30 protein-coding genes and 1 riboswitch are annotated in these 25,395 nt (G+C 69.5%); of the genes, 14 read left to right on the top strand and 16 right to left on the bottom strand.

The genetic code is table 11. The features are described from left to right. The first annotated feature begins 53 nt into the window (after positions 1-53). Positions 54-1,529 carry a DUF5129 domain-containing protein gene (locus tag ABLI39_RS00110; RefSeq protein WP_349411305.1) on the top strand — a complete coding sequence of 492 codons (1,476 nt, stop codon included), beginning with the start codon at positions 54-56 and terminating at the stop codon, positions 1,527-1,529. A 98-nt stretch (positions 1,530-1,627) separates the two neighbouring features. Next, positions 1,628-2,005, top strand: coding sequence for a cupin domain-containing protein (locus ABLI39_RS00115; protein WP_349411306.1), 378 nt, complete (start codon positions 1,628-1,630; stop codon positions 2,003-2,005). A gap of 21 nt (positions 2,006-2,026) precedes the next feature. Here ABLI39_RS00115 and ABLI39_RS00120 read toward each other — a convergent pair whose 3' ends face one another. From ABLI39_RS00120 to ABLI39_RS00130, 3 genes are all read right to left on the bottom strand, one after another. Then, positions 2,027-3,157 (bottom strand): serine hydrolase, encoded by a 1,131-nt coding sequence (locus ABLI39_RS00120; RefSeq protein WP_349411307.1) that lies wholly within the window; start codon positions 3,155-3,157, stop codon positions 2,027-2,029. A 176-nt stretch (positions 3,158-3,333) separates the two neighbouring features. Further along, positions 3,334-4,527 carry a type II toxin-antitoxin system HipA family toxin gene (locus tag ABLI39_RS00125; RefSeq protein WP_349411308.1) on the bottom strand — a complete coding sequence of 398 codons (1,194 nt, stop codon included), beginning with the start codon at positions 4,525-4,527 and terminating at the stop codon, positions 3,334-3,336. Continuing rightward, entirely contained in the window at positions 4,527-4,724 is a 198-nt protein-coding gene (locus ABLI39_RS00130) for a helix-turn-helix transcriptional regulator (protein ID WP_349411309.1), read from the bottom strand. The genes ABLI39_RS00125 and ABLI39_RS00130 overlap by 1 nt, the downstream gene beginning before the upstream one ends. Positions 4,725-4,997: 273 nt before the next feature. Here ABLI39_RS00130 and ABLI39_RS00135 point away from each other — a divergent pair, with 273 nt between their 5' ends. Further along, a complete protein-coding gene (locus ABLI39_RS00135) occupies positions 4,998-5,555 on the top strand; it encodes a dihydrofolate reductase family protein (protein ID WP_349411310.1) in 558 nt (185 codons plus the stop codon). 96 nt (positions 5,556-5,651) lie between these two features. Here ABLI39_RS00135 and ABLI39_RS00140 read toward each other — a convergent pair whose 3' ends face one another. Further along, a complete protein-coding gene (locus tag ABLI39_RS00140; RefSeq protein WP_349411311.1) occupies positions 5,652-6,377 on the bottom strand; it encodes an NlpC/P60 family protein in 726 nt (241 codons plus the stop codon). A 4-nt stretch (positions 6,378-6,381) separates the two neighbouring features. Continuing rightward, a riboswitch (cyclic di-AMP (ydaO/yuaA leader) is annotated at positions 6,382-6,544 on the bottom strand. A gap of 201 nt (positions 6,545-6,745) precedes the next feature. Between ABLI39_RS00140 and ABLI39_RS00145 the strand changes: the two genes are divergently transcribed. Continuing rightward, positions 6,746-7,000, top strand: coding sequence for a hypothetical protein (locus ABLI39_RS00145; protein ID WP_349411312.1), 255 nt, complete (start codon positions 6,746-6,748; stop codon positions 6,998-7,000). On the opposite strand, the gene ABLI39_RS00150 is transcribed toward ABLI39_RS00145, so the two are convergent. Beyond that, positions 6,997-7,518, bottom strand: a complete 522-nt coding sequence (locus ABLI39_RS00150; RefSeq protein WP_349411313.1) for a DNA alkylation repair protein — start codon at positions 7,516-7,518, stop codon at positions 6,997-6,999. The two genes, ABLI39_RS00145 and ABLI39_RS00150, sit on opposite strands and share 4 nt — an antisense overlap. Before the next feature lie 416 nt (positions 7,519-7,934). Here ABLI39_RS00150 and ABLI39_RS00155 point away from each other — a divergent pair, with 416 nt between their 5' ends. The 3 genes from ABLI39_RS00155 (at position 7,935) to ABLI39_RS00165 (ending at position 12,133) form a co-directional block, all read left to right on the top strand. Beyond that, entirely contained in the window at positions 7,935-8,900 is a 966-nt protein-coding gene (locus ABLI39_RS00155) for a glycoside hydrolase family 16 protein (protein ID WP_349411314.1), read from the top strand. Between the two features lie 390 nt (positions 8,901-9,290). Beyond that, entirely contained in the window at positions 9,291-10,601 is a 1,311-nt protein-coding gene (locus ABLI39_RS00160; RefSeq protein WP_349411315.1) for a hypothetical protein, read from the top strand. A gap of 122 nt (positions 10,602-10,723) precedes the next feature. Then, positions 10,724-12,133, top strand: coding sequence for an MBL fold metallo-hydrolase (locus ABLI39_RS00165; protein ID WP_349411316.1), 1,410 nt, complete (start codon positions 10,724-10,726; stop codon positions 12,131-12,133). A 168-nt stretch (positions 12,134-12,301) separates the two neighbouring features. Here the strand turns inward: ABLI39_RS00165 and ABLI39_RS00170 are convergent, their stop codons facing one another. From ABLI39_RS00170 to ABLI39_RS00195, 6 genes are all read right to left on the bottom strand, one after another. After that, positions 12,302-12,643 (bottom strand): hypothetical protein, encoded by a 342-nt coding sequence (locus ABLI39_RS00170; protein WP_349411317.1) that lies wholly within the window; start codon positions 12,641-12,643, stop codon positions 12,302-12,304. Positions 12,644-12,815: 172 nt separating this feature from the next. Continuing rightward, positions 12,816-13,580 carry a sulfite exporter TauE/SafE family protein gene (locus ABLI39_RS00175; protein ID WP_349411318.1) on the bottom strand — a complete coding sequence of 255 codons (765 nt, stop codon included), beginning with the start codon at positions 13,578-13,580 and terminating at the stop codon, positions 12,816-12,818. Next, entirely contained in the window at positions 13,577-14,185 is a 609-nt protein-coding gene (locus ABLI39_RS00180; RefSeq protein WP_349411319.1) for a rhodanese-like domain-containing protein, read from the bottom strand. The genes ABLI39_RS00175 and ABLI39_RS00180 overlap by 4 nt, the downstream gene beginning before the upstream one ends. 156 nt (positions 14,186-14,341) lie before the next feature. Further along, positions 14,342-14,644, bottom strand: a complete 303-nt coding sequence (locus ABLI39_RS00185; RefSeq protein ID WP_349411320.1) for a rhodanese-like domain-containing protein — start codon at positions 14,642-14,644, stop codon at positions 14,342-14,344. A 117-nt stretch (positions 14,645-14,761) separates the two neighbouring features. Then, positions 14,762-15,088 (bottom strand): metal-sensitive transcriptional regulator, encoded by a 327-nt coding sequence (locus ABLI39_RS00190; protein ID WP_349411321.1) that lies wholly within the window; start codon positions 15,086-15,088, stop codon positions 14,762-14,764. 2 nt (positions 15,089-15,090) lie between these two features. Continuing rightward, positions 15,091-15,402: a rhodanese-like domain-containing protein gene (locus ABLI39_RS00195; protein ID WP_349411322.1), complete on the bottom strand. Its 312-nt coding sequence runs from the start codon at positions 15,400-15,402 to the stop codon at positions 15,091-15,093. Positions 15,403-15,556: 154 nt separating this feature from the next. On the opposite strand from ABLI39_RS00195, the gene trxA reads away from it, so the two are divergent. From trxA to ABLI39_RS00215, 5 genes are all read left to right on the top strand, one after another. Next, on the top strand, positions 15,557-15,922 hold the full coding sequence (gene trxA / locus ABLI39_RS00200; protein ID WP_349411323.1) for a thioredoxin: 366 nt from the start codon (positions 15,557-15,559) through the stop codon (positions 15,920-15,922). Between the two features lie 80 nt (positions 15,923-16,002). Then, positions 16,003-16,119, top strand: coding sequence for a DUF8730 family Cys-rich protein (locus tag ABLI39_RS17370; RefSeq protein ID WP_497900093.1), 117 nt, complete (start codon positions 16,003-16,005; stop codon positions 16,117-16,119). Positions 16,120-16,240: 121 nt separating this feature from the next. Further along, positions 16,241-17,446, top strand: coding sequence for an MFS transporter (locus ABLI39_RS00205; protein WP_349411324.1), 1,206 nt, complete (start codon positions 16,241-16,243; stop codon positions 17,444-17,446). An 88-nt stretch (positions 17,447-17,534) separates the two neighbouring features. After that, entirely contained in the window at positions 17,535-18,011 is a 477-nt protein-coding gene (locus ABLI39_RS00210) for a hypothetical protein (RefSeq protein ID WP_349411325.1), read from the top strand. An 82-nt stretch (positions 18,012-18,093) separates the two neighbouring features. Beyond that, the gene (locus tag ABLI39_RS00215; RefSeq protein ID WP_349411326.1) at positions 18,094-19,131 is read left to right on the top strand and encodes a Gfo/Idh/MocA family protein; all 1,038 of its coding nucleotides are present in this window, start codon (positions 18,094-18,096) and stop codon (positions 19,129-19,131) included. Between the two features lie 89 nt (positions 19,132-19,220). On the opposite strand, the gene ABLI39_RS00220 is transcribed toward ABLI39_RS00215, so the two are convergent. The 3 genes from ABLI39_RS00220 to ABLI39_RS00230 all read right to left on the bottom strand — a co-directional run bounded on the left by ABLI39_RS00220 (position 19,221) and on the right by ABLI39_RS00230 (position 21,109). Further along, positions 19,221-19,376: a hypothetical protein gene (locus tag ABLI39_RS00220; RefSeq protein ID WP_349411327.1), complete on the bottom strand. Its 156-nt coding sequence runs from the start codon at positions 19,374-19,376 to the stop codon at positions 19,221-19,223. 85 nt (positions 19,377-19,461) lie between these two features. Beyond that, the gene (locus ABLI39_RS00225; protein ID WP_349411328.1) at positions 19,462-20,100 is read right to left on the bottom strand and encodes an FMN-binding negative transcriptional regulator; all 639 of its coding nucleotides are present in this window, start codon (positions 20,098-20,100) and stop codon (positions 19,462-19,464) included. Between the two features lie 46 nt (positions 20,101-20,146). Further along, a complete protein-coding gene (locus tag ABLI39_RS00230) occupies positions 20,147-21,109 on the bottom strand; it encodes a DMT family transporter (RefSeq protein ID WP_502935159.1) in 963 nt (320 codons plus the stop codon). On the opposite strand from ABLI39_RS00230, the gene ABLI39_RS00235 reads away from it, so the two are divergent. Both ABLI39_RS00235 and ABLI39_RS00240 read left to right on the top strand, forming a co-directional pair. Continuing rightward, positions 21,108-22,520 (top strand): aminotransferase-like domain-containing protein, encoded by a 1,413-nt coding sequence (locus ABLI39_RS00235; protein ID WP_349411330.1) that lies wholly within the window; start codon positions 21,108-21,110, stop codon positions 22,518-22,520. The two genes, ABLI39_RS00230 and ABLI39_RS00235, sit on opposite strands and share 2 nt — an antisense overlap. 36 nt (positions 22,521-22,556) lie before the next feature. Further along, positions 22,557-23,993, top strand: a complete 1,437-nt coding sequence (locus ABLI39_RS00240) for an AAA family ATPase (protein ID WP_349411331.1) — start codon at positions 22,557-22,559, stop codon at positions 23,991-23,993. On the opposite strand, the gene ABLI39_RS00245 is transcribed toward ABLI39_RS00240, so the two are convergent. Further along, entirely contained in the window at positions 23,979-24,647 is a 669-nt protein-coding gene (locus ABLI39_RS00245) for a hypothetical protein (RefSeq protein WP_349411332.1), read from the bottom strand. The genes ABLI39_RS00240 and ABLI39_RS00245 overlap by 15 nt on opposite strands. After that, the gene (locus ABLI39_RS00250; RefSeq protein WP_349411333.1) at positions 24,644-25,366 is read right to left on the bottom strand and encodes a dienelactone hydrolase family protein; all 723 of its coding nucleotides are present in this window, start codon (positions 25,364-25,366) and stop codon (positions 24,644-24,646) included. Before ABLI39_RS00250 ends, ABLI39_RS00245 begins: the two co-directional genes overlap by 4 nt. Positions 25,367-25,395: the final 29 nt, after the last annotated feature.

Genomic DNA, 25,395 nt, shown 5'->3' on the forward strand with positions numbered 1-25,395 from the left:
TTTCAGCCCCGGCGCGCGTCGACGACGCTGGCAGCAAACACTACGCTCAGACGATGGGGATCATGCGGAAAATCTTCGGCCCGAAGCTGGCGGGCGCCCTGTTGCTTCTCATCGGCCTGGCCGGCATCCTGCTCGGCGCCGCACCGGCCGCGCTCGCGGTGCCGCCGGCCGACGTCGTCGTGGCCGACCGGGCGGGCGTCCTGGACAGCAACACACTGCTGCCCGCGGTACGGAAAATCGAGTTCTACCAGCCCACCAAGGTGGCTGTGTACACGTATAAGGGCACCGCCGCAGACAACCTCAACGAGGAGGTGCTGCGCTACGCCCGCGCTGAGCACCCGGACTGGATCAGCCAGGACGGGCAGAAGTGGGCGGACGGGCTCTTCATCTTCGCGCTGGATCCGGTGGGCCGGCACGTCGGAACCTACATGGGCGAGGACCGGAAGGTCTCCCTCGAGCAACGCGATGACATCCAGAACGCCGCCAAGGACCTGCTGCGTGATGCCCAGTGGACGGAGGGCACGATCGCCGGCATCCGGCGCGGCGCCGAACTGATCAACCAGCCCTGGTACCGCTCCACCGCCTTCCTCGTCGCGGCCTGGAGCGCGGCGGGTGCCGTGGTGGCCGGTGCGGGCACCTGGTTGCTGGTGCGCTGGCGGACGAGGGTGGGCAGCCGAAAGGAGATCGCCCGCGGGGACGCGAATTACGCCAACGTGAGCATGGACCTCCAAGTCACCGAACTTAACGCCGGCACCATCCCGGAGTCCTCCCGCTACGGCAGCACGGTGCTGGAAAAGCACCGCACTTTCCTGGGCCGGTACAACACTGCCACCGGCCTCTCCAACCAGGTGCACGCGCTGACACAGCGCCAGTTGGGCCGCCGCTCAAGCCTGGCGCTGGCCCGGCAATACGCGGATGCGGCCGCCGAGCTCGATGCCCTGGACGATGTCATCTCCGACACCAACGCCCTGCTGAACCGCGGGTCCATCTGGGCGACGGCCTGGGACCGCCAGCTCGCACCCTTCCGCAGCGATCTGGCTGGCGTCGAGGGCCTGCTGGCCAAGAGCCACGGCGAGGGCGGCTCCGCGACCGCCGCGTCGCTGCGCTCGTTCCGGGACCGCAGCCAGCGGGACATCGAACGCTGGACGGCCGAGCTGTCCGACGGCGGCATCAGCCCGGAAACGGCGCTGGACCGGCTGCGTGACGCCCGGACCGAGCTCTCGGAACTGCTGAAGGCCCATGCGGAGACCGTGATCGCCGGCTATGCCCGCAACGAGCGCGAGGCCAGACTGATGCGCAAGGATATGGAGCAGGCCCAGTCCGGGACCGGGAGGAAACAGCGGCCCCGCTACGAGCCCAGCATCCTGGGCACCGTGTACCCGTCGTACTACTTCTTTTCTGTCCCCACGTTCAACACTGGCCTCAGCACCGGGGTCAGCAGTGTCAGCACCGCCCGTGGCGGCACCACCACGGGATATGGCGGCAGCGGGGGCAGCTTCTCCGGCTCCGGAAGTTCCTCCAGCTTCTAACTCCAGCTGCGAAGAAATTCATATCGACAACCGGCGGCCAAGCGAGGATTCTAGGCCCCGTAAGCAGTTCATTTCCCTGATCGAAGAGAGGGAGTGCAATGTCCGCAAACGTTGTCACCCAGCTGCAAGTGAAGTCCCACAATTCCCCGGATGAGAAGCGCCGCCCAGACAAGAGCGAGATCGATATTGTCTCCGTCGGCGACTACACCATCGGCCGGTTCAGCTTCGAGCCGGGGTGGCGCTGGTCCGAATGCATCAAGCCGGTGGTGCACACGGACTCCTGCCAGAACAGCCACGTCGGTTTTTGTGTCTCCGGCCGGCTGAGTGTCGAGACGACCGACGGCGGCCGGATCGACGTCGGCCCCGGCGATTCCTACACCATCCCGCCGGGCCACGACGCCTGGGTGGAAGGCGGGGACCCGTTTGTCGGGGTGGAGTTCCTCAGCGCCGCCACGTTCGCCAAAGCCGGCGAATAGCCGGCCTGCGGCTTCAGTGGCTCAGCCGGGGAAGAGCGCGGCCGAGACGGTCCGGGTCAGCAGGTGGATGACCCGGGTACGGCTCGTGATTTCCGCGGGACTCCGGCCCAGGGTGTACACCACAAACGCGTACGCCTTCCCGCCGCGGACCAAAAGGCTGGCGTCGTGCAGGTTGCCGTACAGCAGCCCGTATTTGTGGAACACGACGACGTCGGGCGGCAGCGCCGCCGGGATCAGCGTTTCCAGGTTGGTGTCCTGCATGTACGAGAGCAGCTCGGCGGTATTGGGCGCGCTCAGCAGCTGACCGGTGTAGAGCAGTGCGAGCGTGCGCGCCGTCTCGGCAGCCGTGAGCTTGTTGTAGGTGCGGTCGTAGTCGATGCCGATCGACGCCGCGTAGTCGGTCAGGCGCCGTGATCCGAGCGCTTCGAGGATCATGGCCCACGACTCGTTGTTGCTCTGCTGGATCATCTGGCGGATCTGCAGGCCCGCCGTGCTCGCACCCATCGGCGCGTCCAGCGACAGCTCCCCGGTTTCGGCCAGCCGGTAGTACGCCGCCGCGGCGAGGACCTTGGCGGTGCTGGCCGCCGTGAACTTGCTGCGCACACCGTACTCGTGCACAACGCCATCCGCCACGTCGATCAATGCCACCCCCAACTGGTAACCGGGGTAAGACCGGACGATGCGGTTCAGTTGCGCGTCGAGGTCGGGCCCGATGGACGGCGCGGGCGCCGCGGCGGCGGCCGCCCCCAAAGGTGCCCCGGTCTCGGGCGCACCGTCTTCCGGCGCGCCAGCTTCCGGAGGGCTCTGGCTCGGCAGGTTTTCGCTTTGGCCTGGCGGCACCGCGGCCGTCGACGACGGCGACGGCGACCCACCGGTTCCAGCCGGGTCCCGCTGGGCCGCGGCGGTTGGCGCGGGGTCGGCTGTTGGTGCTGCCTGCTGCACGGCGGGCGCGACCGCCATCGCACCCGCTGCGCGCGGGGCGGAGAATGACTCGCTGGACGGGACCGCTGCCTGACCGACGGCGTAGACGCTGGTAGCCAGCACCAGGGAGAGAATGGCGCCGATTCCGGTCAGGGTCTCAGCGCTGGGCCGCCCCCGGCGCGTGTGCCGGACCCCGTGGCGGCTGGAGCCGCCGTTGCGCACCAGACCCACGGGGCATCATCCCCGGCCGGTCGGATCTGTCCGCCGGCCGGTGCCAATGGGCGCTGATAAAGGCATGCAATTCCTCCAGGCACAGGCACTTTCATGAACCGCGGGGCTTCAAAGTCCCTGAATTTTGCCTGCCGGAGGGCGCCGTGGCAAGGGCCGGACCTTGAGAAAACCTTGGCTCAGAACCCCAGTTCCTGGCGCCTGAAGCGCAGCTCCCGTTGGGCGCCACGCAACGGGGAGCCGGCGAACGGCAACTCCTCGAGACGGATGGCCCCGGCTGCCGCAAGGGCGGTGCGGTTGGCGCCCGCCGCAGCCCGCGGCGGCAGCCCAAGGGTGTGCGCGAATTCCGCCCAGTGCCTGGCCTTGAGGTTCTTGGTTTTTCCGGCCACGGGCAGCGCGAGGGTTTCGTCGCCGTACAGCAGGGTGCACGGAACGTCATACACGGGGGCCATGATGAAGCCGGCGGCGCCGCCGAGGACGGCCAGGTTCTTCGCGTGAAGATCGCCGTTTCCGGTCAGCCAGGCGAAGAGGAACTGCAGGTACAGGTTCCGGCTGGCAACCAGCGGCGCCTTGCAGATGCCGGCCAGCGCGGCAGCCACCTGTTCGGCGCTCACCCCGTATTTCGAGGCCGGCGGAAGGCCCAGCACCTGGGTGCCGTCCTCCAGGGGCAGCCGGTGCCACGCGCCGTCGGGCGTCCTGTAGCGGTCGAACCGTTCCACCAGGAGCCCGGGCAGCCCGTTCCGGTCCGCGATGACGGAACTCTTGGCGACCGCGATCTTCAGCGCCTTCGCAGCATTCAAATGGGCTGCCTCGTTTTCCACCAGATGCGGATGTTCCGGCGGATCCAGCTTCAGCAGGTAGCGGTGCCCGCGCAGGGCCAGCGGCGTGGTCAGCATGGAGGCACTGGTCTTGCGCTGCACGCCCGGGATGCCGTGCAGGTCCACGGTGTTCGCGAGGAAAGAAAAGTCCAACTCCTCGGGCCGCGAGGTGTCGGCCAGTGCCGCCGGCTCGGCCGGGGGCTCGCCGGCGGGCACCACCTGGACGTCGCCGGGCACGTCGGAGCCGACGGCGAGCAGCAGGGTCAACTCGTCATCGAAGCTTGTCTTGGTAGCGTTCTTCAAGACCGTGAGCCGGTGCCCCTCGGGCAACAGGCCTGCAAAGAAGGCCGGCAGGGCGCCGGCCGGGGCTTCCACCGCCGTCTCGGACAGGGGCAGCGAGACCGCGACGGCGGGATAACCGCCCGCGAGGTAGTCGGCGCGGTAGGAGAAGCGCACGCCGCCCTGGCCGGTGCGCGCCAACTCCCCCGCCGGGACCCCGTTTTTGTAGACATCGGCGGCCCGGACAAAGCGCAGATCCTGCAGTTCGGCCGGCATCAGGCCACCGCGAGCTTCAGGCCCAGCACATTCGCCACGGCCACCACGGCCTGCAGCGAGGGGTTGCCGGTCCCGGTCTCGATGGCGCGAACGGTGCGCTCCGAGGTGCCGGCCAGATGCGCCAGGTCCTCCTGGGTCAGCCGCGCATCCTTCCTGCCCCGGCGGATTCCCTCGGCGATCGCCGCCACATCATCCATTGTTTTCCCTCCCCAACGGACCCGCCACGACTGTCCGGCATCATTTTGCCGGTTCGGGCGGGAAACTCCCCCTATCGTGCCGCAATTTACGACTTTCGGCAAGATACTGCCGAAACGACCTGAGTGAGGAGATTCAGCCCGCCACCCGGCCCCGGACCGGCACCATGTTGCCGGTCTCCGCGGGCGGGGGCGGCGGTTCCCGCCGTCGTTTCCCCCCGGAACGTTCTCCGCCGGGCTGTTCCCCGGGGTCCGGTGCGCGCGTAGGCTCGGCGCATGCGGAAGATCATCTTTGCACTGCAGGTGTCCCTGGACGGGTTCATGGAAGGCCCCCACCGGGAGCTTGACTGGCACATGGTGGACGACGAGCTCCACAGCCACTTCAACGAGGAGCTCCGCACCATGGGCGCCTTCCTGGACGGCCGCATCACCTATGAGCTGATGGCCGCCTACTGGCCGACGGCGGACCGGAACCCGGCCAGCACGCCGCCCGAGGCCGAGTTCGCGGGCATCTGGCGCGAGATGCCCAAGATCGTCTACTCCAAAACCCTGGAGAGCGCCGATTGGAACACCACGGTGGCGCGCGACGTCGTCGTCGAGGACATCCTGGCACTCAAGGCACAGCCCGGCGGCGACCTGGCCCTGGGCGGAGCCCGGCTGGCGGACAGCTTCCGACGGCTCGGACTGATCGACGAGTACTGGATCTACATCCACCCGGTGCTGCTGGGGCAGGGCACGCCGCTGTTCAAGCCCGCAGACAACAGGGCCGCACTTACGCTCGCCGAAACTCGGACGTTCGGCAACGGAGTGGTCCGGCTGCGGTACACCAGCTGAGTTGCGGCGGACCAGCGAAAGCCGGTGGCCGGCTGTCGTAGCGACAACCGGCCACCGGCCTTCGGGAGCAGTGCTGGTGCAATGCCTACACGGTGCTTACGCTCCGGCGCGGACGAACGTCACACCGCCGGTGGCGGTCAGCCAGGAGAGCGGGTGCGAGATCGTCTGGTTGGATCCGTTCATGCCGCCGCTGATGGCCTGGCCGTTGCCGGCGTAGATGGCGACGTGGCCGGACTGGACGATCATGTCGCCCGGCTGCGGGTCGGCCACAACCTTGCCGTAGTTCATGAACTGCTGGGGACCCAGGTCGCCGACCGGGATGCCGGCAGCGCCGAGGGCCTTCTCGACCATGGCGGTGCAGTCCTGGGTGATGCCGATCTGGCTGTAGGCGGCCGACAGCATTGCGGCGTTGACTCCGCCGGCAGCCGGGGCCGGGGCAACGGCAGCCTGGGCCTGGACCGTGATCTTGGGGGCGGCAGGAGCCTGGGCAACCGCCGGTGCGGCGACGGGCTTGGGCTGCTCGACGACGGGCGCGGGCGTGGTGGCCACGGCCGGACGGTCGAAGCTGATCTGCACCGCGGAGTCGGCGGTGACCGGGGCCGAGACCTTGCTGGCGACGTCGACTGATGATGCCGGGGCGGAGTCGCGCTCGGCCGGTGCGGACGCGGCATTGGCCGCCATGCCGCTCGTCAGGACGAGGCCGGACGCCGCCATAATGACTGCGGCCTGGCGGCCGACCGTGCCGGGCTTGACCGAAAATGCTGAGGTCCGTCCTGCGGGGACGTCGGAACGATGGCGCGCGGCAGTAGTGCGTGAAGTCATGTTGGTAGCCTCTCCCAATGCCTGCGAGGTGAGCTGTCGGATTCGGATGGGAGGCACCCGGCCGCGGACCCGTCAGAGCGGGTTGTGCGGCTTCACCCCAAGACCCGCCGGAGCGGCAGGTCATAAGTGGTTTCCCCGTCTCTGCCAGAAGGTTGCATTCGGATTCCGGGCCGCGGCAGAGTTAGGCAATCGGCTCGGAAGCGCCCGTATCGGAAACAAACAGGCACCTATCCACGGTAACGGTACTGGGCGGTAATGTCACATTCAGGTAACGGGGGCGTGTCCTGGCGGGGAATTAGGCCTAGGGCGCCGGGCGCCGCCACGCATAGGATGGGCTCATCCAGCGTTCCCGGAGCGGAGGCCCTGTTATGAACCGGCACTGTGTCGCCATCTGCCAGCTAAGTGACCAGCCGCAGGAGGACTTCGACGTCAACACGGAGCTGCTGATTCTCGAGGGCGGGGAAATCCACGTTGCCACCTGGGACGCCGAACCGCGCGACGGCGGATTCGACGTCCACGTCCTGAACGACCGTGTAGATGCCCTCGGCTTTATGGTCGTGACGGATTGGCAGTTCCTCGATGGCAAGGCCTACGCCGTTGTGGAGCGCAGGCCGTCCCGCTAGGGAAGCTTGCGGCGCCTGCCACCGTCGGAGCGGAGTTCGCCCGTTGGTGCCAGCAGCGCCGCGCGGCGCAGCCACGGGTCCGGATCCTGCAGCCACCGTTCCAGCACAGCCTCGGCCCGGTTCCGGCTTACCCCGTCAAGACCCGCAATCAGCGGCCCGACGACGTCGACCGCCAGCGGATCCGCCAGCTCACGCAGGCGCGCACCGCGCAGGAAGCCTTCGATCCGGGTCAGGTCCGAGTTGTCCAGCATGGCGAGACGGGACTGCAGCAGGACGACGGCGGCGAGGCGGCGTTCGAAGACCGGTACCGCCCACAATTCCGAGCTGAGCGCCGTGATTCCCTCACGGCCGAGGTGCCGGTAGCGGCGGAGCGCATCCCGGACCGCGCCCCGGACGGCGCCGACGGAGGCGCCATAGGACCCGAGTTCCGGGCCGAAGCGGGACCGTGCCTCCTCGGCCCGCTGCCAGGTGCTTTCGCGCTGCAGCGCCGCATCAATGAAGTCACCGGCCTCGCTCATGGGTCCATTCTGTCGCAGCCGCCGGCCCGGTCCGGCAGCCGGGGTCAACCCTGCGCGGCGAACTTTCCGCGTGCGATGCTCTCTGCGGAGTGGGCCGGGTTCCCGTCGTAGGGTTCGTCGGAGATGTCGAGGACCGGCCGCCCGGTTGCAGCAGGGCCCCATCTCTTTCTCCGGCCATGGCCCTAGGACCGGCAGGCGTTTTGCGAACGAAGGTTACGATCGGGTAACGTTGACGGCTGGCCCGAGGGCCAGGCCCGAACGCAGGGCCCCGGATGCCCGCTGTGCAGGGCGCCGCCGCGCCATTCGGCGCCTGCTCGCCCTGTCCGCCAGGCGGGGCTGAAAGAAGCTGCAAGACGCTCGCCAGCGGCCCGACCGCGCCTGACGCTTGCGCCAATTCAATAGCCCGGAGGGGTCACTTGTTCAAGAAGATTGCCATCACCGTTACCCTCGGTGCCTTGTCGCTGACCGGATGCAGCGCTGCGTCCTCAGCCGGTACCGCCGCGCCCACCAAGGCGGTCAGCCCGACGTCGTCTGCCCGGGCAGCATCCCCGACGTCGGCGCCGGCCACCTCCGCCGCCGCTCCGGCCCCCGCGGAGACCACCGCAGCGGCCCCGGCAGCTCCGCCGGCTGCCGCCGCGGCGGCACCCAACACTCCCCCGGCCGTGCCGGCCGCAGCATCCGCGGTGCCGGCAGCGCCCGCAGTGGCACTGGCCCCGGCAGCCCCCGCCGGCGACGGAGCACAGGCCGCGGCCGCCCTGGGCTGGGGTCCCGTTCTGGCCGGCGACGAATTCTCCTACGCCGGCGCCCCGGACGCCACCAAGTGGGGCGTCTTCAACGGCGCCGGACATGCCGGCAAGGGCGTCCGCAGCCCGCAGGCGTGGTCCGTGGCCAACGGCGTCGCCACGGTCACCGGCGACGCGGCCGGCACCACCGGCGGGATGTCGGCAAAGTTCGGCCAGCAGAAGTACGGCCGCTGGGAGACCCGGATGAAGACCAACGCCCGCGACTCCGAGTACCACCCCGTGCTGCTGCTGTGGCCGAACAACAACACCTCGCCGAACTGTGCCGAGGTGGATTTCGCGGAAGGCACCTCGAACACGGCTTCCATGAAGTTCTTCCTGCACTACGCCTGCAGCGGCGGGGACTTCCAGACGACGGCCGCCACGCCCGTGGACACGACGCAATGGCACAACTACGCGGTGGAGTGGACGCCGACCGGGATCACCGGCTACATCGACGGCGTGAAGACGTTCAGCGACACCAACCCGGCGCACCAGCCCACGGTGGGCATGCACCAGACGATGCAGCTCGACTGGTTCCCCGACGGCACCGCCACCAGCCCGTCGCAGATGCAGGTCGACTGGGTCCGCGTCTACCAGTAGGACAGAGGCGGGCGGCGCCGTATCCGTCACCGCAATACCTAAGGCATCGTCACACCACAAAGGCACCATCTTCGGCTGAGGACGGTGCCTTTGTGGCGCCGGGCATAAATCCTCTGGTGCCGCCGGAGCGCGGGGCGGAAGCTGGGCGCAGCACATCTTTCGACGGCAGGGAGTCCAGTCGTGCGCCCAGGTGCTGCAACAAGAACCAGAATCCCCGGCGGTCCCCCGTGGCGACAGCGCTGGTTTCTGGCCTGCGCCGCGGCCGCGGTGGCGCTGGGCGGCTGCACACCCGGATCACCACCCCCTCCTCCTGCCAGCAGCCGCCCCGCCTCGTCCGCCGCCGAGTCCCCCTCCCCTGCCGGCGCCTCAGCGTCTCCGGCAGGTGATGCGGTGCTCTCCGACGAGGAACTGATGGCCCTGGTGGACCGGGCGATCAACGGCAGCCAGCAGGGCGCCGGGAGGGTCTCAAAGAGCGCGGACCTGCGGACGCGCCTTCAGGGACGGCCTGCACCCGCGCAGGGGCCCGCCGTCGAGCCCGGTGAATGCGGCGTCTTCCAGCCGCACAGCGCGCCGACCAGCAGCGCAGACCTGGACATGAATTTCGCGGCCGGCGTCCTGACGCTCACCGGAGCGTGGTCCCGCGAGGCCGTGGCCTTTGTGCTGGCCAGGAGCGCGCCCCGGGACACGGTGGTTGCCGCGGACTTCGCCTACGCCGACGAGCAGGCCGCCACCTGCGCGAGCTTCCGGCAGGCCTCCGCGGACTCGCCGCCGACCACCATCCGGCTGCTGACCGTCCCTGAACTGGGGGAACGGGCCTACGCCCTGGTTTCGAGCCCGGCCGCAGCAGCAGATACTGCCCCGGCTGCCAGCACCGTGTCCCTGCAGGTCCTCAAGGGAACGGTGTCTCTCGGGCTCAGCCGGCAGGTGCCGGCCAATCCGTCCGACGACGAACTCCAGTCCGCCCTGGCGCCGCTGCTCGGGCTGGCCCAGAAGCTGGTCCGGGAACTGGCCGGCGGCGCCCCGGCCGCCGCGCCGCCCGCCAGTGCGCCGGCCAGCCCGCCGTCGGAACCGGCGTCGGCGCACCCCGCACCAGCCCAACCACCGTCGCGGCAGGCACCCGAACTTCAGACCCCGGAGCAACTGGCGCGGCTGCTGCAGGGCATTACCGGGCCCAACGGAAGCCCGGCCCAGGTGCTGGAGGGCCGCTACACGCCTACGGCACCGGCAACACCCGCGGATCCGGCCGCCCCACACTGCATCTACGACGACGCGGCGTACCTTGCCTCGCTGGGCGGGGCAGCCACCGTGGTGGCGGAGATCCCAGGCACTGGCCAGGAACCTTACCAGATCAGCCTGCGGCTCATCGGCCTGCCTGCGCCGTCGCCGGACGGGTCCGCTTTCGACCGACGGGCCGCGGATCTGGCCGGCTGCACCACGGTTCAGGAGCAGCTGCCTTCGGCCGGGTCCCGGACCTGGTCGCCGCTCAAACACCCCACCGTCGATACCAGCGGGCAGACCGGCTACGCCGTTGTATATATGCTTCCCGACGGAACCGGCGTCCGGCATGTCCTTGTGGGTGCCCGTAAGGGCAGGCTCTGCGTCGAAACCGAAACCAAGACCCTCTCCGACAGCGCCGTCCAGCAGGCGGCGGACGGCCTGGCGGCAACCATCAACAAGGTGATGGCCAGGGTGGGCGGCTAGGCACCGTCCCGGCCGCCGAAGCCGTCCGGACGCAGCTTGCGTGATACCCCCGGGGGTATTATTGTTGAAGTCAGAAGAGGAAGGAATCCCTTCCCCGTCTACATCAAGAAGGAGCACCCTGAATGCTTATCGAGCGCATCTATGACGAAGACCTCGCCCAGGCCAGCTATTTCATCGGCTGCCAGGCCAAGGGAGAGGCGCTGGTCGTTGATCCCCGGCGCGACATCGCCGTCTACGAGGACCTCGCCGCCGCCAATGGCATGAAGATCGTGGCCGTCACCGAGACCCACATCCACGCCGACTTCCTCTCCGGCACCCGGGAACTGGCCGCCGCAACCGGCGCCACCGCCTACGTCTCCGGCGAGGGCGGAGCCGACTGGCAGTACGGCTTCGACGCCGAACGCCTGCACGACAATGAAGAGATCACCCTCGGCAACATCACGGTCAAGGCGCTGCATACCCCCGGCCACACGCCCGAGCACCTGTCCTTCCTGATCACCGACGGCGCATTCGCGAACACCCCCGGTTACCTGCTCTCCGGCGACTTCGTGTTCTCCGGTGACCTGGGCCGGCCGGACCTGCTCGACGAGGCCGCCGGCGGCGTCGATACGCGCTTCGAGGGCGCGAAGCAGCTCTTCGCCAGCCTCCGGGACAAGTTCCTGACCCTGCCGGACCACGTTCAGGTCCACCCCGGCCACGGCGCCGGCAGTGCCTGCGGCAAGGCCCTGGGCGCCATCCCCTCCTCCACCGTCGGCTACGAACGGCTCTACGCCTGGTGGGGCCCTTACCTCGCCGCCAACGACGAGCAGGGCTTCATCGACGAGCTCCTCGACGGCCAGCCCGACGCGCACGCTTACTTCGCCCGGATGAAGCGTGAAAACCGCGAAGGCCCGGCCGTGATGGGCGAGCGGACCCCGCTGGCCGAACTCGCCACCGCCGACGTTGCCGCCGGCCTGGCCGACGACACCCTGACCTTCGTGGACACCCGCCCCAACGGCCAGGTCCACGAGGGCACCGTTGCCCGGTCGCTGAACATCCCGGCCGGCAAGTCCACCGCCAGCTTCGGCGCCTGGGTCGTGAACCCCGAAACCGACAAGAACCCGCTGGTCCTGCTCGCGTCCAGCCAGGCTGACGCGCAGGAGATGTGGGACCACCTCGTCCGCGTCGGCATCGACAACGTCGCCGGCTACCTCACCAGCCTCGAGGGCCTGCCTGCCAGCACCCCGAAGCTGATCCAGCCGGAGGAACTCGACGGCTTCGACGCTGCCATGATCCTGGACGTCCGGAACCGCACCGAGCACACCGCCGGCCACATCCCGGGCTCGTACCAGCTCAGCGGCGGCCGCGTGATGTGGCACCTGGATAAGCTCCCGGCCGAGGGCACCATCGTGTCCTACTGCCAGAGCGGTGTCCGGAACTCCGTCGCGGCCAGCGCCCTGCGCCGCGCCGGCTACGACGTCGTCGAACTCGACGGCAGCTACGCCGCCTGGGCCGCCTGGCAGCAGACGAAGGCAGCCGTCAACGCCGCCTAACCGGGCCCGGACGCCCGGACACCACCGCGCAAAGACCATCGGCGGCACTCCCAGCAGGGGGTGCCGCCGATGGTCTTTGTCGTGCTGATGGTCGTTGTTCTGCCGAAGGTCTTTGTTGTTCCCAGGCCAATCCCTCATCCGGAAGGCGGCATGGTGGGGCTCGCTATCTCAAACCCTTGCCAGTTCACGCACCGAGGGCCAGGTGGTGTAGCCGAGCCGGCGCTCTGCCTTGTATGGCCGGGCCGCGATCACGCAAAGGATGATCACGGCCACGGCCGGAGCCACGATTGCCGCAAGGGCGACGGAGATAAGCCATTCCGGGGGCCTCGCCCCCGTCACTGAACAGATCGCCAGCGACGCCATTACCCCAAGGGCCGACAGGAACGCAACCGAGAGCCGCCGCGTCAGGCGCCACCAGTAGCCGGCGGGCGGCTGGATCGGCAGGGCGCTCCATTGGTCCGGGCGGACGACGCGGACGCCTCGGATCCTTTCCTCGCCGTCATGACTCATCCGGCGTACCCCCTGTGCGTGTCAGTCGCCATGCGCCCACCATGCCACACCGAGACCCCTAACCCCTGTATCTCGAGGACGGCCCGGCCCACGCTCCTGCCAACGGCGCGGGCACGCAGAAAGGCGCCGGAGGAATCAATCCTCCGGCGCCTTCTGTAGGCAACGGGTGCTGCTAGGAGAGCAGGGCCTGCACGCTCACGTAGGCGGCGACCAGCAGGACCAGGACGCCGAATGCGCGCTTGAGCACCTTGTCCGGGATGTTGGTTCCGAGCCGGCCGGCGACCAGGGACGCCACCATCGCTGCGCCGGCGAACGCTGCCGTGACGGCCCAGTCGATCTGCAGGTCACCAAGGTGCGCGGCGAACCCGGCGACCGAGTTGATCACGATGATGACCAGCGAGGTGCCGACGGTCACCGCCATGGGCAGGCCCAGGACCAGGGTCAGGGCCGGGACGATCAGGAAGCCGCCGCCGACGCCCAGGAGCCCGGTGAGGAAGCCCACGACGGCGCCGGTGGCAATGGCCTTGGGCAGGCAGCTGCGCCAGTGGACACCGCCGCCGGGCAAGGCGCAGGACCCGCCGGAGGCCTTGGACGGCAGCATCATCCGGATCCCGGCGAAGACCATGATCGCGGCAAACGCCAGCAGCAGCACTTTCGGGTCCAGCAGCCGGTTCACGTAGGCGCCGAGGTACGCGGTGGCGGTGCCGGCCGCCCCGATAATGAGGGCCAGCCGCCAGTTCACCCCGCCCCGCAGGCGGGGCAGCACCGCGACGGCGGAGGACGCACCGACGACGACCAGCGACGTCGGGATCGCCGCGGCCAGCGGGAGCCCCACGCCGTAGACGAGGGCGGGGACGGCAAGAATGGACCCGCCGCCTCCGACCAGGCCGAGCAGGCCGCCAACGATCAGCCCGAACGCCGCCGCGGTGAGGATCATGCCTTGGCGCCCAGGTTCTGCAGGGCCTGGTGCGCGGTGGGCTCGTTCGCGGAACGGTTCCACGGCATCTTGGAGAGCATCTGGCCCATGGCGCAGCTGTTCGTGGCCGCGGAGAAGGTCAGGCCCGCGCCGATGCCGCCGGCCAGCAGGCCGAGCTTCGGCGAGAGGAACTTGCTGCCGACGATGCCGGCCAGGACCAGCGAGCCCGCCGTCATGCGCACCTGGCGCTCCAGCGCCCAGGTGTTCTTACCCTTGACGACGTTGCCGCCGGCCATGGCGTAGGCGGGGACGCCGCCGGCGAGCACGCTCGCGCTGCCCAGGCCTACGGCGTCCAGGTGCTTGCGGGCCTGCTCGGCCCGGTTGCCGGACTGGCAGACCAGGACCACGCGGGTGCCCATCTTGGCGGCGAACTCTTCGGTGTGCTCGCTCAGCAGCGGCAGCGGGACATGGTAGGAGCCCTTGATGTGCATCGAATCAAACTCGGCACCGCTGCGTACGTCGATCACCATCAGGTCATCGTGGTTGTCCTCCCAGGCCTTCAGGGTGGACGCGTCAATGGTCTGGGGTGCGGTGTCGGTCGTGGTGGTTTTGTTTGAGGAAGTCATAGTCTCTTTCGGTCTAGCTTGGGTGGTTCCGGCGGCAGCCCACGGTCGGGAAGCCGCCATCCACCGGTCCGGCAGCCCGCGGGGGCGGAGCCTGGACAGGTGGGGCCCGGGCGGCGCGCTGGGGGGAAAGCGCCGCCCGGGCAGTTCGTGGGGGTCTTAGCCGGCGGGGAGGCCCGCGGCAGCCCAGTCGAGCATCCCGCCAGTCATGGTGTAGGCGGTGAAGCCGGCGGCGGTCAGCTGGTCGGCGGCGGCCGCACTGCGGCGGCCGCTGCGGCACACGGCGACGACGGGACGGGCCTTGTCCAGTTCGCCCATCTTTGCGGCAAGGTGGCCCAGCGGAATGTGGCGCGCGCCGGCAATCATGCCGCCCGCCACTTCCGCGTCCTCGCGGACGTCCACGATCTGGGCGTCGCTGCCGTTCTTGAGCTGGTCGTTGAGCTGCTGTGCGGTGAGATCCATGCGGGTGCACCTTTCGGGCGTTGGTGGAAAAGGTCGTGGTGAACTGGGTTGAGATAACCCTCAACAATATACCCCAGGGGGTATTGGGCGTTCAACCTGCCGGGAGGCGTACGGGCCTCAGGTCAGGCGAAGGAAAAGCCCGCGGATTTCCTCGAGGGTCGGCTTGCGCCCCGCTGCAGAATCGTCATCCCCGGCACGGGGCGCAGCCGGGGAGTCCGCAATGCAGTCGCGCATGGCGGAGGAGATCAACTCGAAGCCCGCCTTATCGAGGGCCCCGCGGACCGCAGAGAGCTGGGTGACTACTCCCCCGCAGTCGGCCCCGGACTCGACGGCGGCGATCAACGCCGCCAGCTGCCCCTGTGCACGCTTGAGCCTATTGACGGTTCGACGCCGGCCGGCATCGGGGCCCAACCCTGCGGCCGCCCCGCCAACGACGGTGCTCACGGTCAGTTCCCGCCGCTGTAGGCCACCGGATGGCCGTTCCGGTACCACTCGGTAATGCCGCCCATGACGTTGACCGCGTCATATCCGTGTTCCACGAGGTGCGCCGTGGCCCTCGAACTGCGTCCGCCGGAGGCGCACATAACGTACACGGTGCGGCCGATCGGAATATCCCCAAGCGACTGCGAAAACCGGGACAGCGGCAGGTTTTTGGTGCCGGGAACGCTGGCTTCGGCGTATTCCTCGGCCTCGCGGACGTCAATAATGGACACGCCCGGCCCCAGGGCCGCGAGGTCATCCACTGAAATGCTTTTCATCATGCTTTCCTTTCAGGCGTCCGGGTATCCCGGGTGGGTTTGCTTCTCTTCAATCGTGATACCCCCGGGGGTATTTGGCAAGTCGAGACGATCGGGCGGCCTGAAAGCATCCGGACGCTTGCGCAAAATACCCCCGGGGGTATAAATTGGATTCATGGCAACCATCGACATTTCCGAAAAGACCTTCAACGACACGATCTCCGGCAACGACATTGTGCTGGTGGACTTCTGGGCAGCGTGGTGCGGTCCGTGCCGCATGTTTGCCCCGACGTTCAGCAAGGCCTCCGAGGCGCACTCCGACGTCGTCTTCGCCAAGGTGGACACGGAGGCCGAGCCTGCGCTGGCCGCGGCGGCACAGATCACCTCCATCCCCACCCTGATGGCGTTCCGCGACGGTATTCTTGTCTTCTCCCAGCCGGGCGCCATGAATGCCACCGGCCTGGACGAGCTCATCACCGCCGTCAAGGGGCTCGACATGGACGAGGTCCGGGCGAAAGTATCCGCCTCGGCCGCGTCCTGAGCGGCCACGCCTCACCACGAGCAGTTCAACAGAACCCGCGGCACAAGCCGCACCCGTAGTACCCGACTCAAGGAGAAACAATGTGCAGTCCCGTCCGTTGCAATAGCTGTGGCAAGATCACCTGGGCCGGGTGCGGCGAGCACGTGGAGTCCGTCATGGCCGACGTGCCCACCGAACAGCGCTGCACCTGCAAGTGACCCCTCCCCGACCGGCCGGGATGCCACGGCGCCTGCGCCCCACCGGGCGATGATGCCGCCCCGGCCCGCGGCCGTACGGGAGCACCTTCCTGGCCGCGCTTCGCAGCGGAAGGTGCTCTCCGTGCTGGTCGGCGGCCAGATCCTGGGCGGAATCGGTATGGGCGCAACCTTGTCCCTCGGTTCGCTGCTGGCGGCCCAGCTGTCCGGCTCGCCGGCCTGGGCCGGCACGGCAGCGACCATGAGCACTCTCGGCGCAGCCCTCGCCGCGATTCCCCTGGCCCGGCTCGCGCGCGCGCGGGGACGCCGAGTGTCGCTCTCCACCGGCGCCTTCATCGCGGGTGCCGGCGCGGTCATCGCGATCAGCTCGGCCGCGCTCGCGATCTTCCCGCTGCTCCTGCTGGGGCTGATGCTGCTGGGTTCGGGCTCCGCGGTGAACCTGCAGGCCCGGTTTGCCGCCACCGATCTGGCCCGGCCCGGTTCGCGTGCCCGCGACCTCTCCGTGGTCGTCTGGTCCACCACAATCGGAGCCGTGCTGGGCCCCAATCTCTTCGGCCCCGGGGAAACCGCCGGCGCCGCACTCGGCTTGCCGCCAATGACCGGGGCTTTTGCCTTTTCGGTGGCCGCCCAACTCGCCGCCGCCGCCGTGTACCTAGCCGGACTACGGCCGGACCCGTTGCTGGAGGCGCTGAAGTCCGGTGACCGGCCCGGGGAAACTACGGTTCCACAGTCCGGACTGCGGATCCTTCGCAGCAACGCCCGGGCCCGGTACGCCGTCGTCGTCGTGGCGCTAAGCCACGCCACCATGGTGGCGCTGATGTCCATGACTCCGATCCATCTGCGCGAGCACGGCGCAAGCCTGACGATCGTGGGCTTCACCATCAGCCTTCACATCTCAGGAATGTACGCCCTCTCCCCCGTCTTCGGCTGGCTTGCCGACAAGACCGGACGGCTGCCAGTCGTGCTCATGGGCCAGGGCATGCTGCTGACATCTCTCCTTATCGCCGGTTTCGCCGCGGATTCCCGCACGACCGTGACGGTTAGCCTCATCCTTCTGGGCCTGGGCTGGTCCGCCTCGGTGGTCGCGGGATCAGCAATGGTGGCCGAATCCGTTTCCGGGCAGGACCGGCCGGCCATCCAGGGCGTATCCGACCTGGGCATGAACGCCGCCGGGGCCCTCGGCGGCGCCCTTGCCGGTCCGGTCCTTGCCGCGGCCGGCTATTCCGGGCTCGGCTTTCTAGCTATTGCGCTGGTTGCTGTCGTCATCGGCTGGACCGCCATCCGTGCGTGGGGAAAGGCGGAAGAACATGCCGCGGCACACCAAGGCTGAGGATGGGCCCGCCGGCGAACCGGTGGAAGCCTCGGGCTGGCCGCGACGGGAGTGGCGTTTGCTGCGCCGCTGGGAGCGCCCACGACGTGTGACTGCCGGCATTACCGCCGCGACGTTCGCGGTGGTCCTGGCCGCCGCGACCGGCATCGTCGGCGCCGGCGCGGTCTGGGCCGCGTGGTGGACCGTCCCGGCGATCGTCGCCGGTTCGCTACTGGCCGGCCTTGTCGTCGGCAGCTACGTCCGGGCCCCGATCGGCGCAGAGGCCACGGTGTGCGACACCCGATGGCCGGTGCTTGGCCTCGCCGGGCTGGCGCTGGGCACCTCCCCCGGCCCGGACAGCCTCCTTGGTTATCTGTTCAGCTGGGCGTCCCCCGCGTTGCTGGGCGCCGTGATCCAGCCTGCCGCCGCGCTCGCCTCGCTGGCCCTGCTGGGCTGGGCGCTGCGCCTGCGCCTGGATCTTGAACGGACTGCGCTCACCCCGGCCGGCGAGGCACCGCCAGGCGGCGAAGCCTGCACTCACTGCAGGCCGCTATTTCCCGCCGAAACGTCGAACCACACCCTCTGACCCGGAACCGCCTGCAATAGACTGACGCCCATACGGTACGGCCTACAACACGCCGGCAGCGGCCCGCGGAAGGGACCCCTCCATGTCAGACACCCCCACCACCCACTCCCCCGATCGCCCCGAAGGCCCGGGAAGCGTCATCCGGTGGGGAATCCTTGGCACCGGCCTCATTGCCGGGCTGCAGACCTCGGATCTGGTGCAGCACGGCTTTTCGGTCCAGGCGGTGGGCTCCCGCAATCTGGCCACGGCCCGCGAGTTCGCCGCCAGGTTCGGCCTGCCCGCGGCCCATGGCAGCTACGAATCGCTGGTGGAAGACGCCGACGTCGACGTGGTCTACATCTCCTCGCCGCACCCCTTCCACTACGCGAACGCACTGCTGGCTCTGAACGCCGGCAAGCACGTGCTGGTGGAAAAACCGTTCGCGATGAACGCGTGGCAGGCGCAGGAGGTCGTGGACCTCGCCGCGTCCAAGGGCCTGGTCGCCCTCGAGGCAATGTGGACGCGGTACCTGCCGCACATGGTCCGGATCCGTGAACTGGTCGGCTCGGGCGCCCTCGGCGAGGTCCGGACCCTGCTTGCGGACCACAACCAGAACCTCCCCAAGGATCCGGAACACCGGCTTAACGACCCGGCATTGGGCGGCGGCGCCCTCCTGGACCTGGGCATTTACCCGGTGTCCTTCTCCTTCGACCTCTTCGGGGTGCCGGCCGGAATCCAGGCCGCCGCCAGCATGACGGCCACCGGCGTCGACCGCCAGACCGCCATGATCTTCGAATACGGGGACGGACAGCAGGCGGTGCTGCATTGCGCGCTGGACACCGCGGGACCGAACCGGGCCGCGGTCATCGGCACCGGAGGCAGCATTGAAATCGATCCGGTCTGGTACACCCCCACGGGCTTCACCCGCTACGACGACGGCGGTAACGTCGTCGAGCGCTTCGACGAGCCGGTGACCGGCCGCGGCATGCAGTACCAGGGTTGGGAGATGGAGCGGCTGATCGCCGCTGGCGCCACCGCGAACGACATCCTGCCGCCCAGCCAGAGCGTCCAGGTCATGGCGGCGCTGGACACTGTCCGGGGCCAGATCGGGCTCAGCTACAGCAGCGACGCGCGTCCCTGAGCCCTGCCGGGAGCCCACCGCAAACAGCTCAGCAGTTGGGCGAGTCGAACTCGTAGGCTCCGGAATCGGCGGCGGCCGTTCCGTTGCAGTCACCGTCCTGCGGCACCGCGAGTTCTGTCGTTGCCCGCGGCACTGACGTAGTACGTGACACCGGCCGCCTGGGCCGGGACCGCGGATCCGGCCAGCAACCAGCCGGCCAGGATGAAGGTGCCGAGGGCGGCCGCGGTGGGGGAACTGGTTTTCATGGTCATCCTTGCCGTTGGTCCGCCGCTGGAGGACCGGCCCCCTGCCGGTTTGTCCCCTGAATCTAGTGCAGGCCGGTGGAAATGGCTACGCCAACGGCAACCCTTCCTGCCGTGCCCGGTCGACGTCGGCCGCGCTGGCCGTGTGACCGGCGGCCCGAAGTCCTGCCACCACGCCGTCGATGTCCAGGGCAGAGCGGTTCTGGCTCAATTTGGCCTTCGCCTCGATCCTGCTGATCAGCAGTTCGACGCCGACGATGGCCCGCAGTTGGCCGGCGATATACCGCTCCGGGGCGTCGTCGACGGACCATGGCCGGTCTGAACGCGCTTCGTGGAATTCGGTCAACTGCCGGACATGGCGGTCGAGCCAGGCCGGGTCCTCATGGACCACCAGCGTGCCGTAGACGTGTGCGGTGGAGTAGTTCCAGGTCGGCACAACGCGGCCGTGCTCGGCCTTTGAGGCATACCAGGCCGGCGAAATGTAGGCGTCCGCACCCTGAAGGATGACCAATGCCTCTCCGATCGGCGGCTTGGACCACTGCGGATTGTTCCTGGCCAGGTGGCCGTGCAGCGCGCCGTGCGCGCCGGCCGAGGGATCGTAGAGGAGCGGCAAGAAGCTGGCGAGCAGGCCCTCCGAGGTCATGGTGATGAGGTTGGCGGCTACCGGGGCAGCGAGGAGTTCCTCGATGGCGCCCGGGCTGGCGGCGAAGTGTGCGGGGATATACATGGGGCTGTCCTTTGACGATGGGTAAATTGGCGCAGTCCGCGCGTCTTCAGGCTCGCGGCGGCGCCAGCGGCGGCTTCACCCGGGCCCGGACGGCCAGGCCGGCGCAGGCGATCACGGCGGCGCCGCCCATCAGGGTGACCGGCGTCAGCGCTTCGCCGAGGAGTAGCGCCGCCCACGCGATACTGAGCACGGGCTGAACGAGCTGGATCTGGCTGACCTGCGTCATCGGGCCGATTGCGAGTCCCCGGTACCACGCGAAGAATCCGAGGAACATGCTGACGACGCCGAGGTAGGCGAAGGAGGCCCACTGCGCCGGGGTGCCCGACGGCGGCTGCTGGGCCACCGCGAGCGCGGCCAGGGCGACCATCAGCGGCGCCGCGAGGACGAGCGCCCACGACACGGTCTGCCAGGCGCCAAGTTCGCGGGCGAGCAGGCCGCCTTCGGCATAGCCCACCGCCGCGACCGCGACGGCGCCGAGGAGCAACAGGTCCGCCCAATGCAGTTGCCCGAAACCTCCCGGCGGCGCGAAGGCGAAGCCGACAGCGGCAGCAGCGCCCGCCGCCGTGGCGAGCCAGAACGCCGCGGGCGGCCGCTCATGTCCGCGGAGAACGGCGGCAGTCGCCGTCGCGGCCGGGAGCAGCGCGATCACGACGGCGCCGTGGCTGGCGGGAGCGCTGGTGAGGGCGAAGGAGGTGAGCAGCGGGAAGCCGACGACGATTCCGCCGGCGACCACCGCGAGCCTGGCCCACTGCCGGCCCAAGGGGAAACGCTGGCGGGTTAGGACGAGCGCCGCGGAGGCCAGGGCAGCTGCCACAACCGCCCGGCCGGGGCCGATGAACAGGGGCGACAGTCCGGCGACGGCAACCCGGGTGAACGGAACCGTGAAAGAGAACGCCGCCACGCCAAGCAGGCCCCACCAGAGGCCGGCCGCGCGGCCGGCCGAGGGGGCAGCGGGCGCGGCCGGTATCACTGGGCTTACTTTGACAGTAGCGCTACTCTTGTCTCTCATGGACAACGATAGCAGTTCGCGGATTGTGGCGCAGCTGAAGGAATGGATTGCACGGGCCGCCCCCGGCTCACGGCTGCCGTCCACGCGCGCGCTCGTGGCCGAACACAGTGTCAGTCCCGTTACGGTGCAGAAGGCCCTGCAGGCCCTCACCGCCCAGGGCCTGATCGAAAGCCGTCCGGGCGTCGGGACCTTCGTCCGCGCGGTCCGGACGGCGCGTCCCTCCGACTACGGCTGGCAGACGGCGGCCCTGCGGTCACCGCAGGCGCCGCTGCGCTCGGCGTCGGCCGCGATGCGCAGCGCACCCAACGATGTGATCGCCCTGCACTCGGGCTACCCGGCCCGCGAACTACTCCCGGAGCGGCTGGTCCGGGCGGCCCTGATCCGGGCAACCCGCGGCGAGGCGGCACTCACCCGCGCCCCCGCCGCAGGACTTCCCGAGCTGCAGTCCTGGTTCGCCCACGAACTCGGTACCTCGACTCCTCCGGGCGTCACCCCGCCCGGGGCGAGCGACGTCGTCGTGTTGCCGGGCAGCCAAAGCGGCCTCAGCTCGATCTTCAGGGCGCTGGTGGGCAGCGGGCAGCCGCTGCTGATGGAGTCCCCCAGCTACTGGGGTGCCATCCTCGCGGCCGCCCAGGCCGGCGTCCGTGTCGTCCCGGTGCCGAGCGGGCCGGACGGCCCCGACCCGGACGGGTTGGCCCGGGCGTTCGAGGAGACAGGGTCGCGGCTGTTCTATGCCCAGGCAAACTACGCCAATCCCACCGGGGCCCAGTGGAGCGTCCGGCGCGGAGACGAGGTCCTGGAGGTGGTGCGGCGGCATGGGGCGTTCCTCGTGGAGGACGATTGGGCACACGACTTCGGCATCAGCAGCGCCCCCTCCCCCGTGGCCGCGCGCGACGATTCCGGCCATGTGGTGTACCTGCGGACGCTGACGAAGAGTGTGTCGCCGGCCATCCGGGTGGCCGCCGTCATTGCGCGCGGACCGGCCAGGGAGCGCATCCTCGCCGACCGCGGGGCCGAGTCGATGTACGTCAGCGGCCTGCTCCAGGCCGCGGCCCTGGACGTCGTCACCCAGCCGGCCTGGCAGACGCACCTGCGCAGCGTCCGGCACCAGCTCCAGTCGCGCCGCGACCTGCTGGTGACGAGTCTTCGCGAGCACGCTCCGCAGGCCCATCTGACCCTGGTCCCCAAGGGCGGGCTGAACCTCTGGGCGCGGCTGCCGGACGGGACCGACGTCGAGCAGTTGAGCGCCGACTGCGAGCGTGCTGGCCTGCTCATTGCCGCCGGCACGGAATGGTTCCCGGCCGAGCCGGCCGGCCCGTTCATCCGGCTCAACTACGCCGGGCCCAACCCCGGCGCGTTCCCGGAGGGTGCCCGCATTCTGGGCCGGGCCATTCAGGAGAACCTGCGGTAGGGCTGCCGGGTGCACGGACGCTGGTAGGGTCTGCGCATGGATGAAAATTTGGGGAAGTTCATCGACAATTTCGCGCAACTCGTGCAGCTTGCGCAGGCCGGACAGCACCGCGCATCAGCCGGGCCGCAGCTGCTGACGACGCTCACCGGGCATCTGGGCGTGCCGGCCCGGTCGGTCTCCGTCGTGGTGGAAGACATCCCGCCACACCGGTTCGTGGACGCGGACATCCAGATGGCAGAGCTTGCGGGCGAGGATCCGCAGTTCCGGCTGGTCGGCATCGGCGGAGGGGACCAGCGCCACCATCACTCCCTAAGCGACATGCTGCAGCAGGCGCAGGTCTTTCCGCAGTTCCCGCTGTCCCAGCCCGACTACGCCAACCTGGCGGTGGGGCCGGACGAGCAGCGCCAAGCGGTGGCGCTGGGGCTCTGGCTGTTCAGCCACGGCGGCCGGCCGATCGCCGTGCTGCAGCGGGACGCCAACCCCCGGTCCGGCCGGCAGACTGTCCGCCTGGAAGTCCTTGCCGCAGATACTGACTCCGCGGCGGCCTTCCTCGCCGACTTCCGCCGTCGCATGCAGCATCACAGCGTCCTCAAGGGGCAGGTCATTTCACTCGTTATGGGTGAATACGGCCCCAGCGCGGCGGGCGTGACCTTCCACGCGCGCCCATCCCTGGCCGCTGCCGAGGTCATCCTGCCGGACGGCCTGCTGCAGAAGGTTGCCGACCACGCCTTGGGGATCGCCGAGCACCGCGACACCCTCAACCAGTACGGGCAGCACCTCAAGCGCGGCATCCTGCTCTACGGCCGGCCGGGCACCGGGAAGACCCACACGGTGCGGTATCTGCTCAGCCGCAGCCACGGGGCCACCGCCATCCTGCTGTCCGGCGGCTCGCTGGCCCGGATCTCGGAGGCGGCCACCATGGCGCGGGCGCTGCAGCCGTCCATCGTTGTGCTCGAGGACTGCGACCTGATCGCCGAGGACCGCCGCTTCGGCCACGGGCCCCAGCCGCTGCTGTTCGAGGTGCTCGACGCCATGGACGGCCTGGCCGACGACGCCGATGTGGCGTTCGTCCTCACCACGAACCGGGTGGACATGCTGGAGCGTGCCCTGGCGCAGCGGCCGGGCCGGGTGGATCTGGCCGTGGAGATTCCGCTGCCCGCGCAGGCAGAGCGCGTGGCGTTGCTCCGGTTGTATGCCCGCGGGATCGACTTCAGCCCTGCGGCACTCGAGGAGGCAGCGGACCGGACCGACGGCACCACGGCCTCGTTCGCCCGCGAGCTGATCCGCCGCGCCGTCGTGGCCGCCGCCCTTGCCGGCGTCCCGGTCGCGGACACCCACCTTCAGGCGGCCGTGGGCGAGCTGATGGCCGACGGCGAGGCCCTCACCCGCAGTTTGCTCGGCAGCGGAGGCCCGACTACCGGCGGTGGCGGTTACGGCGGGCCGGCGGGCGCCGGACGCTCAGACGCTTTCTGACTCGGCGAGACGCTTGAGGTTGGCGAACTGGCGGGTCTGCATCACCCAGTGCGAGGGCTCCAGCACCACAATGCTCAGGAGAGGCTGTAGCCATTTCGGCCGGAACGACCAGTACCCGCTGACGACGAGCCGGGTGCGCCCGTCCGCCGTTTCCTTCAGCTCGAATCCCCAGAGCGAGTCGGTGAAGTGCCGCGGCCGTGCTCCTGCCGGGTCGAACGGCCTCCCCCGCAGATCGAGGGACATCCGAAGGCCAAGGAACCGTTCCGGCTCCAGCGCTGCCACCTGCCACCACTGGCTGCCGTCCGGTGTGGCCGACAGATGGTCGCCGACGGCGATGTCCTGCCACTCGGGGTGGATGGTTTCCGCGCTGCGCCGTCCGAAGTTGTCCAGCCGGTCCCAGCTGTACCAGCCGCCCCGGTCGGTGCCCATCTGCAGCAGCCAGGGCCACACGCGCGACGGTGGCACGTTGATGGTCACGGCCATCGTTGCGCTGCGCTTTCCACCCGGGACGATCACGGCGCCCGGGTAGGGTCCGAGGACCTCGCCGCCGGTCGCGCCCGCGCGCAACAGGCGCGGGCGCACGAGGGCCAGATAGGCAGCTGCGGACCCGGCGGCAACGATGCCGGCCCGCCGCCCCGGGGCGCTGTTGGTCATTGCTCCTCCCCCGCAGGGCCCAGGTGTTTCTTGAAGAAAACGAGGATGCGACGGCGCGCGTCCTCGGCGGAGGGCTCGTGGTAGCCCGCCGCCACCAGTTTCGCGAGCAGTTGGTCACCGAACGTCAAGTCCGAGGGGCCATGCTTGTTGAGAAAACCATGCCCAGCGCCCGGGTAGACCTTGATGTCGTGGTCTATCCCGGCGGCGGTCAGCAGCGGCTCCAGCCGGGCCGGTGCCTTGCGCACTCCCGGCCAGCGGTCGTTCGCGCCATAGCTCGCCACAATCGGGCAGGCGCGGGGCATTGCCCTCGCCGTCTCGTCGTCGAACCCGCCGTAGTTCACGCTGGCAGCGGCGAAGTCGTGGTCCGGGGCCAACATGAGCGCGAACCCGCCGCCCATGCAAAAACCGATCACGCCAACCCGGCCGGTGCAGTCCTCGCGTGCGGCCAGCCATGCGCGGGTGCGGTCCAGGTCGCCGAGGGGCCGCCACCCGCGGATCAGGGACCACAAACACGTTGCCCGGCTCCCCCAGTGGAACAGGTCCGGCGCCACCGCGAGGTACCCCTCGCCGGCGAGCCAGTCAGCCTGGCTGCGGGTGTCGCGGCTCAGGCCCAGCGCGTCATGGATGACCACGACGCCGGGCCAGGGACCCGCGCCGGGCGGAGCAGCCAGGTAGGTCGGCATTTCGCCGCGTTCCGTCGCGACTGTCACCTCGGCCATGCGCACCTCCCGGAGCGCTCGGATTGATA

This window comes from Pseudarthrobacter sp. B907 (genome assembly GCF_040137805.1).
In the GTDB taxonomy this organism is placed as follows: Bacteria; Actinomycetota; Actinomycetes; order Actinomycetales; family Micrococcaceae; genus Arthrobacter.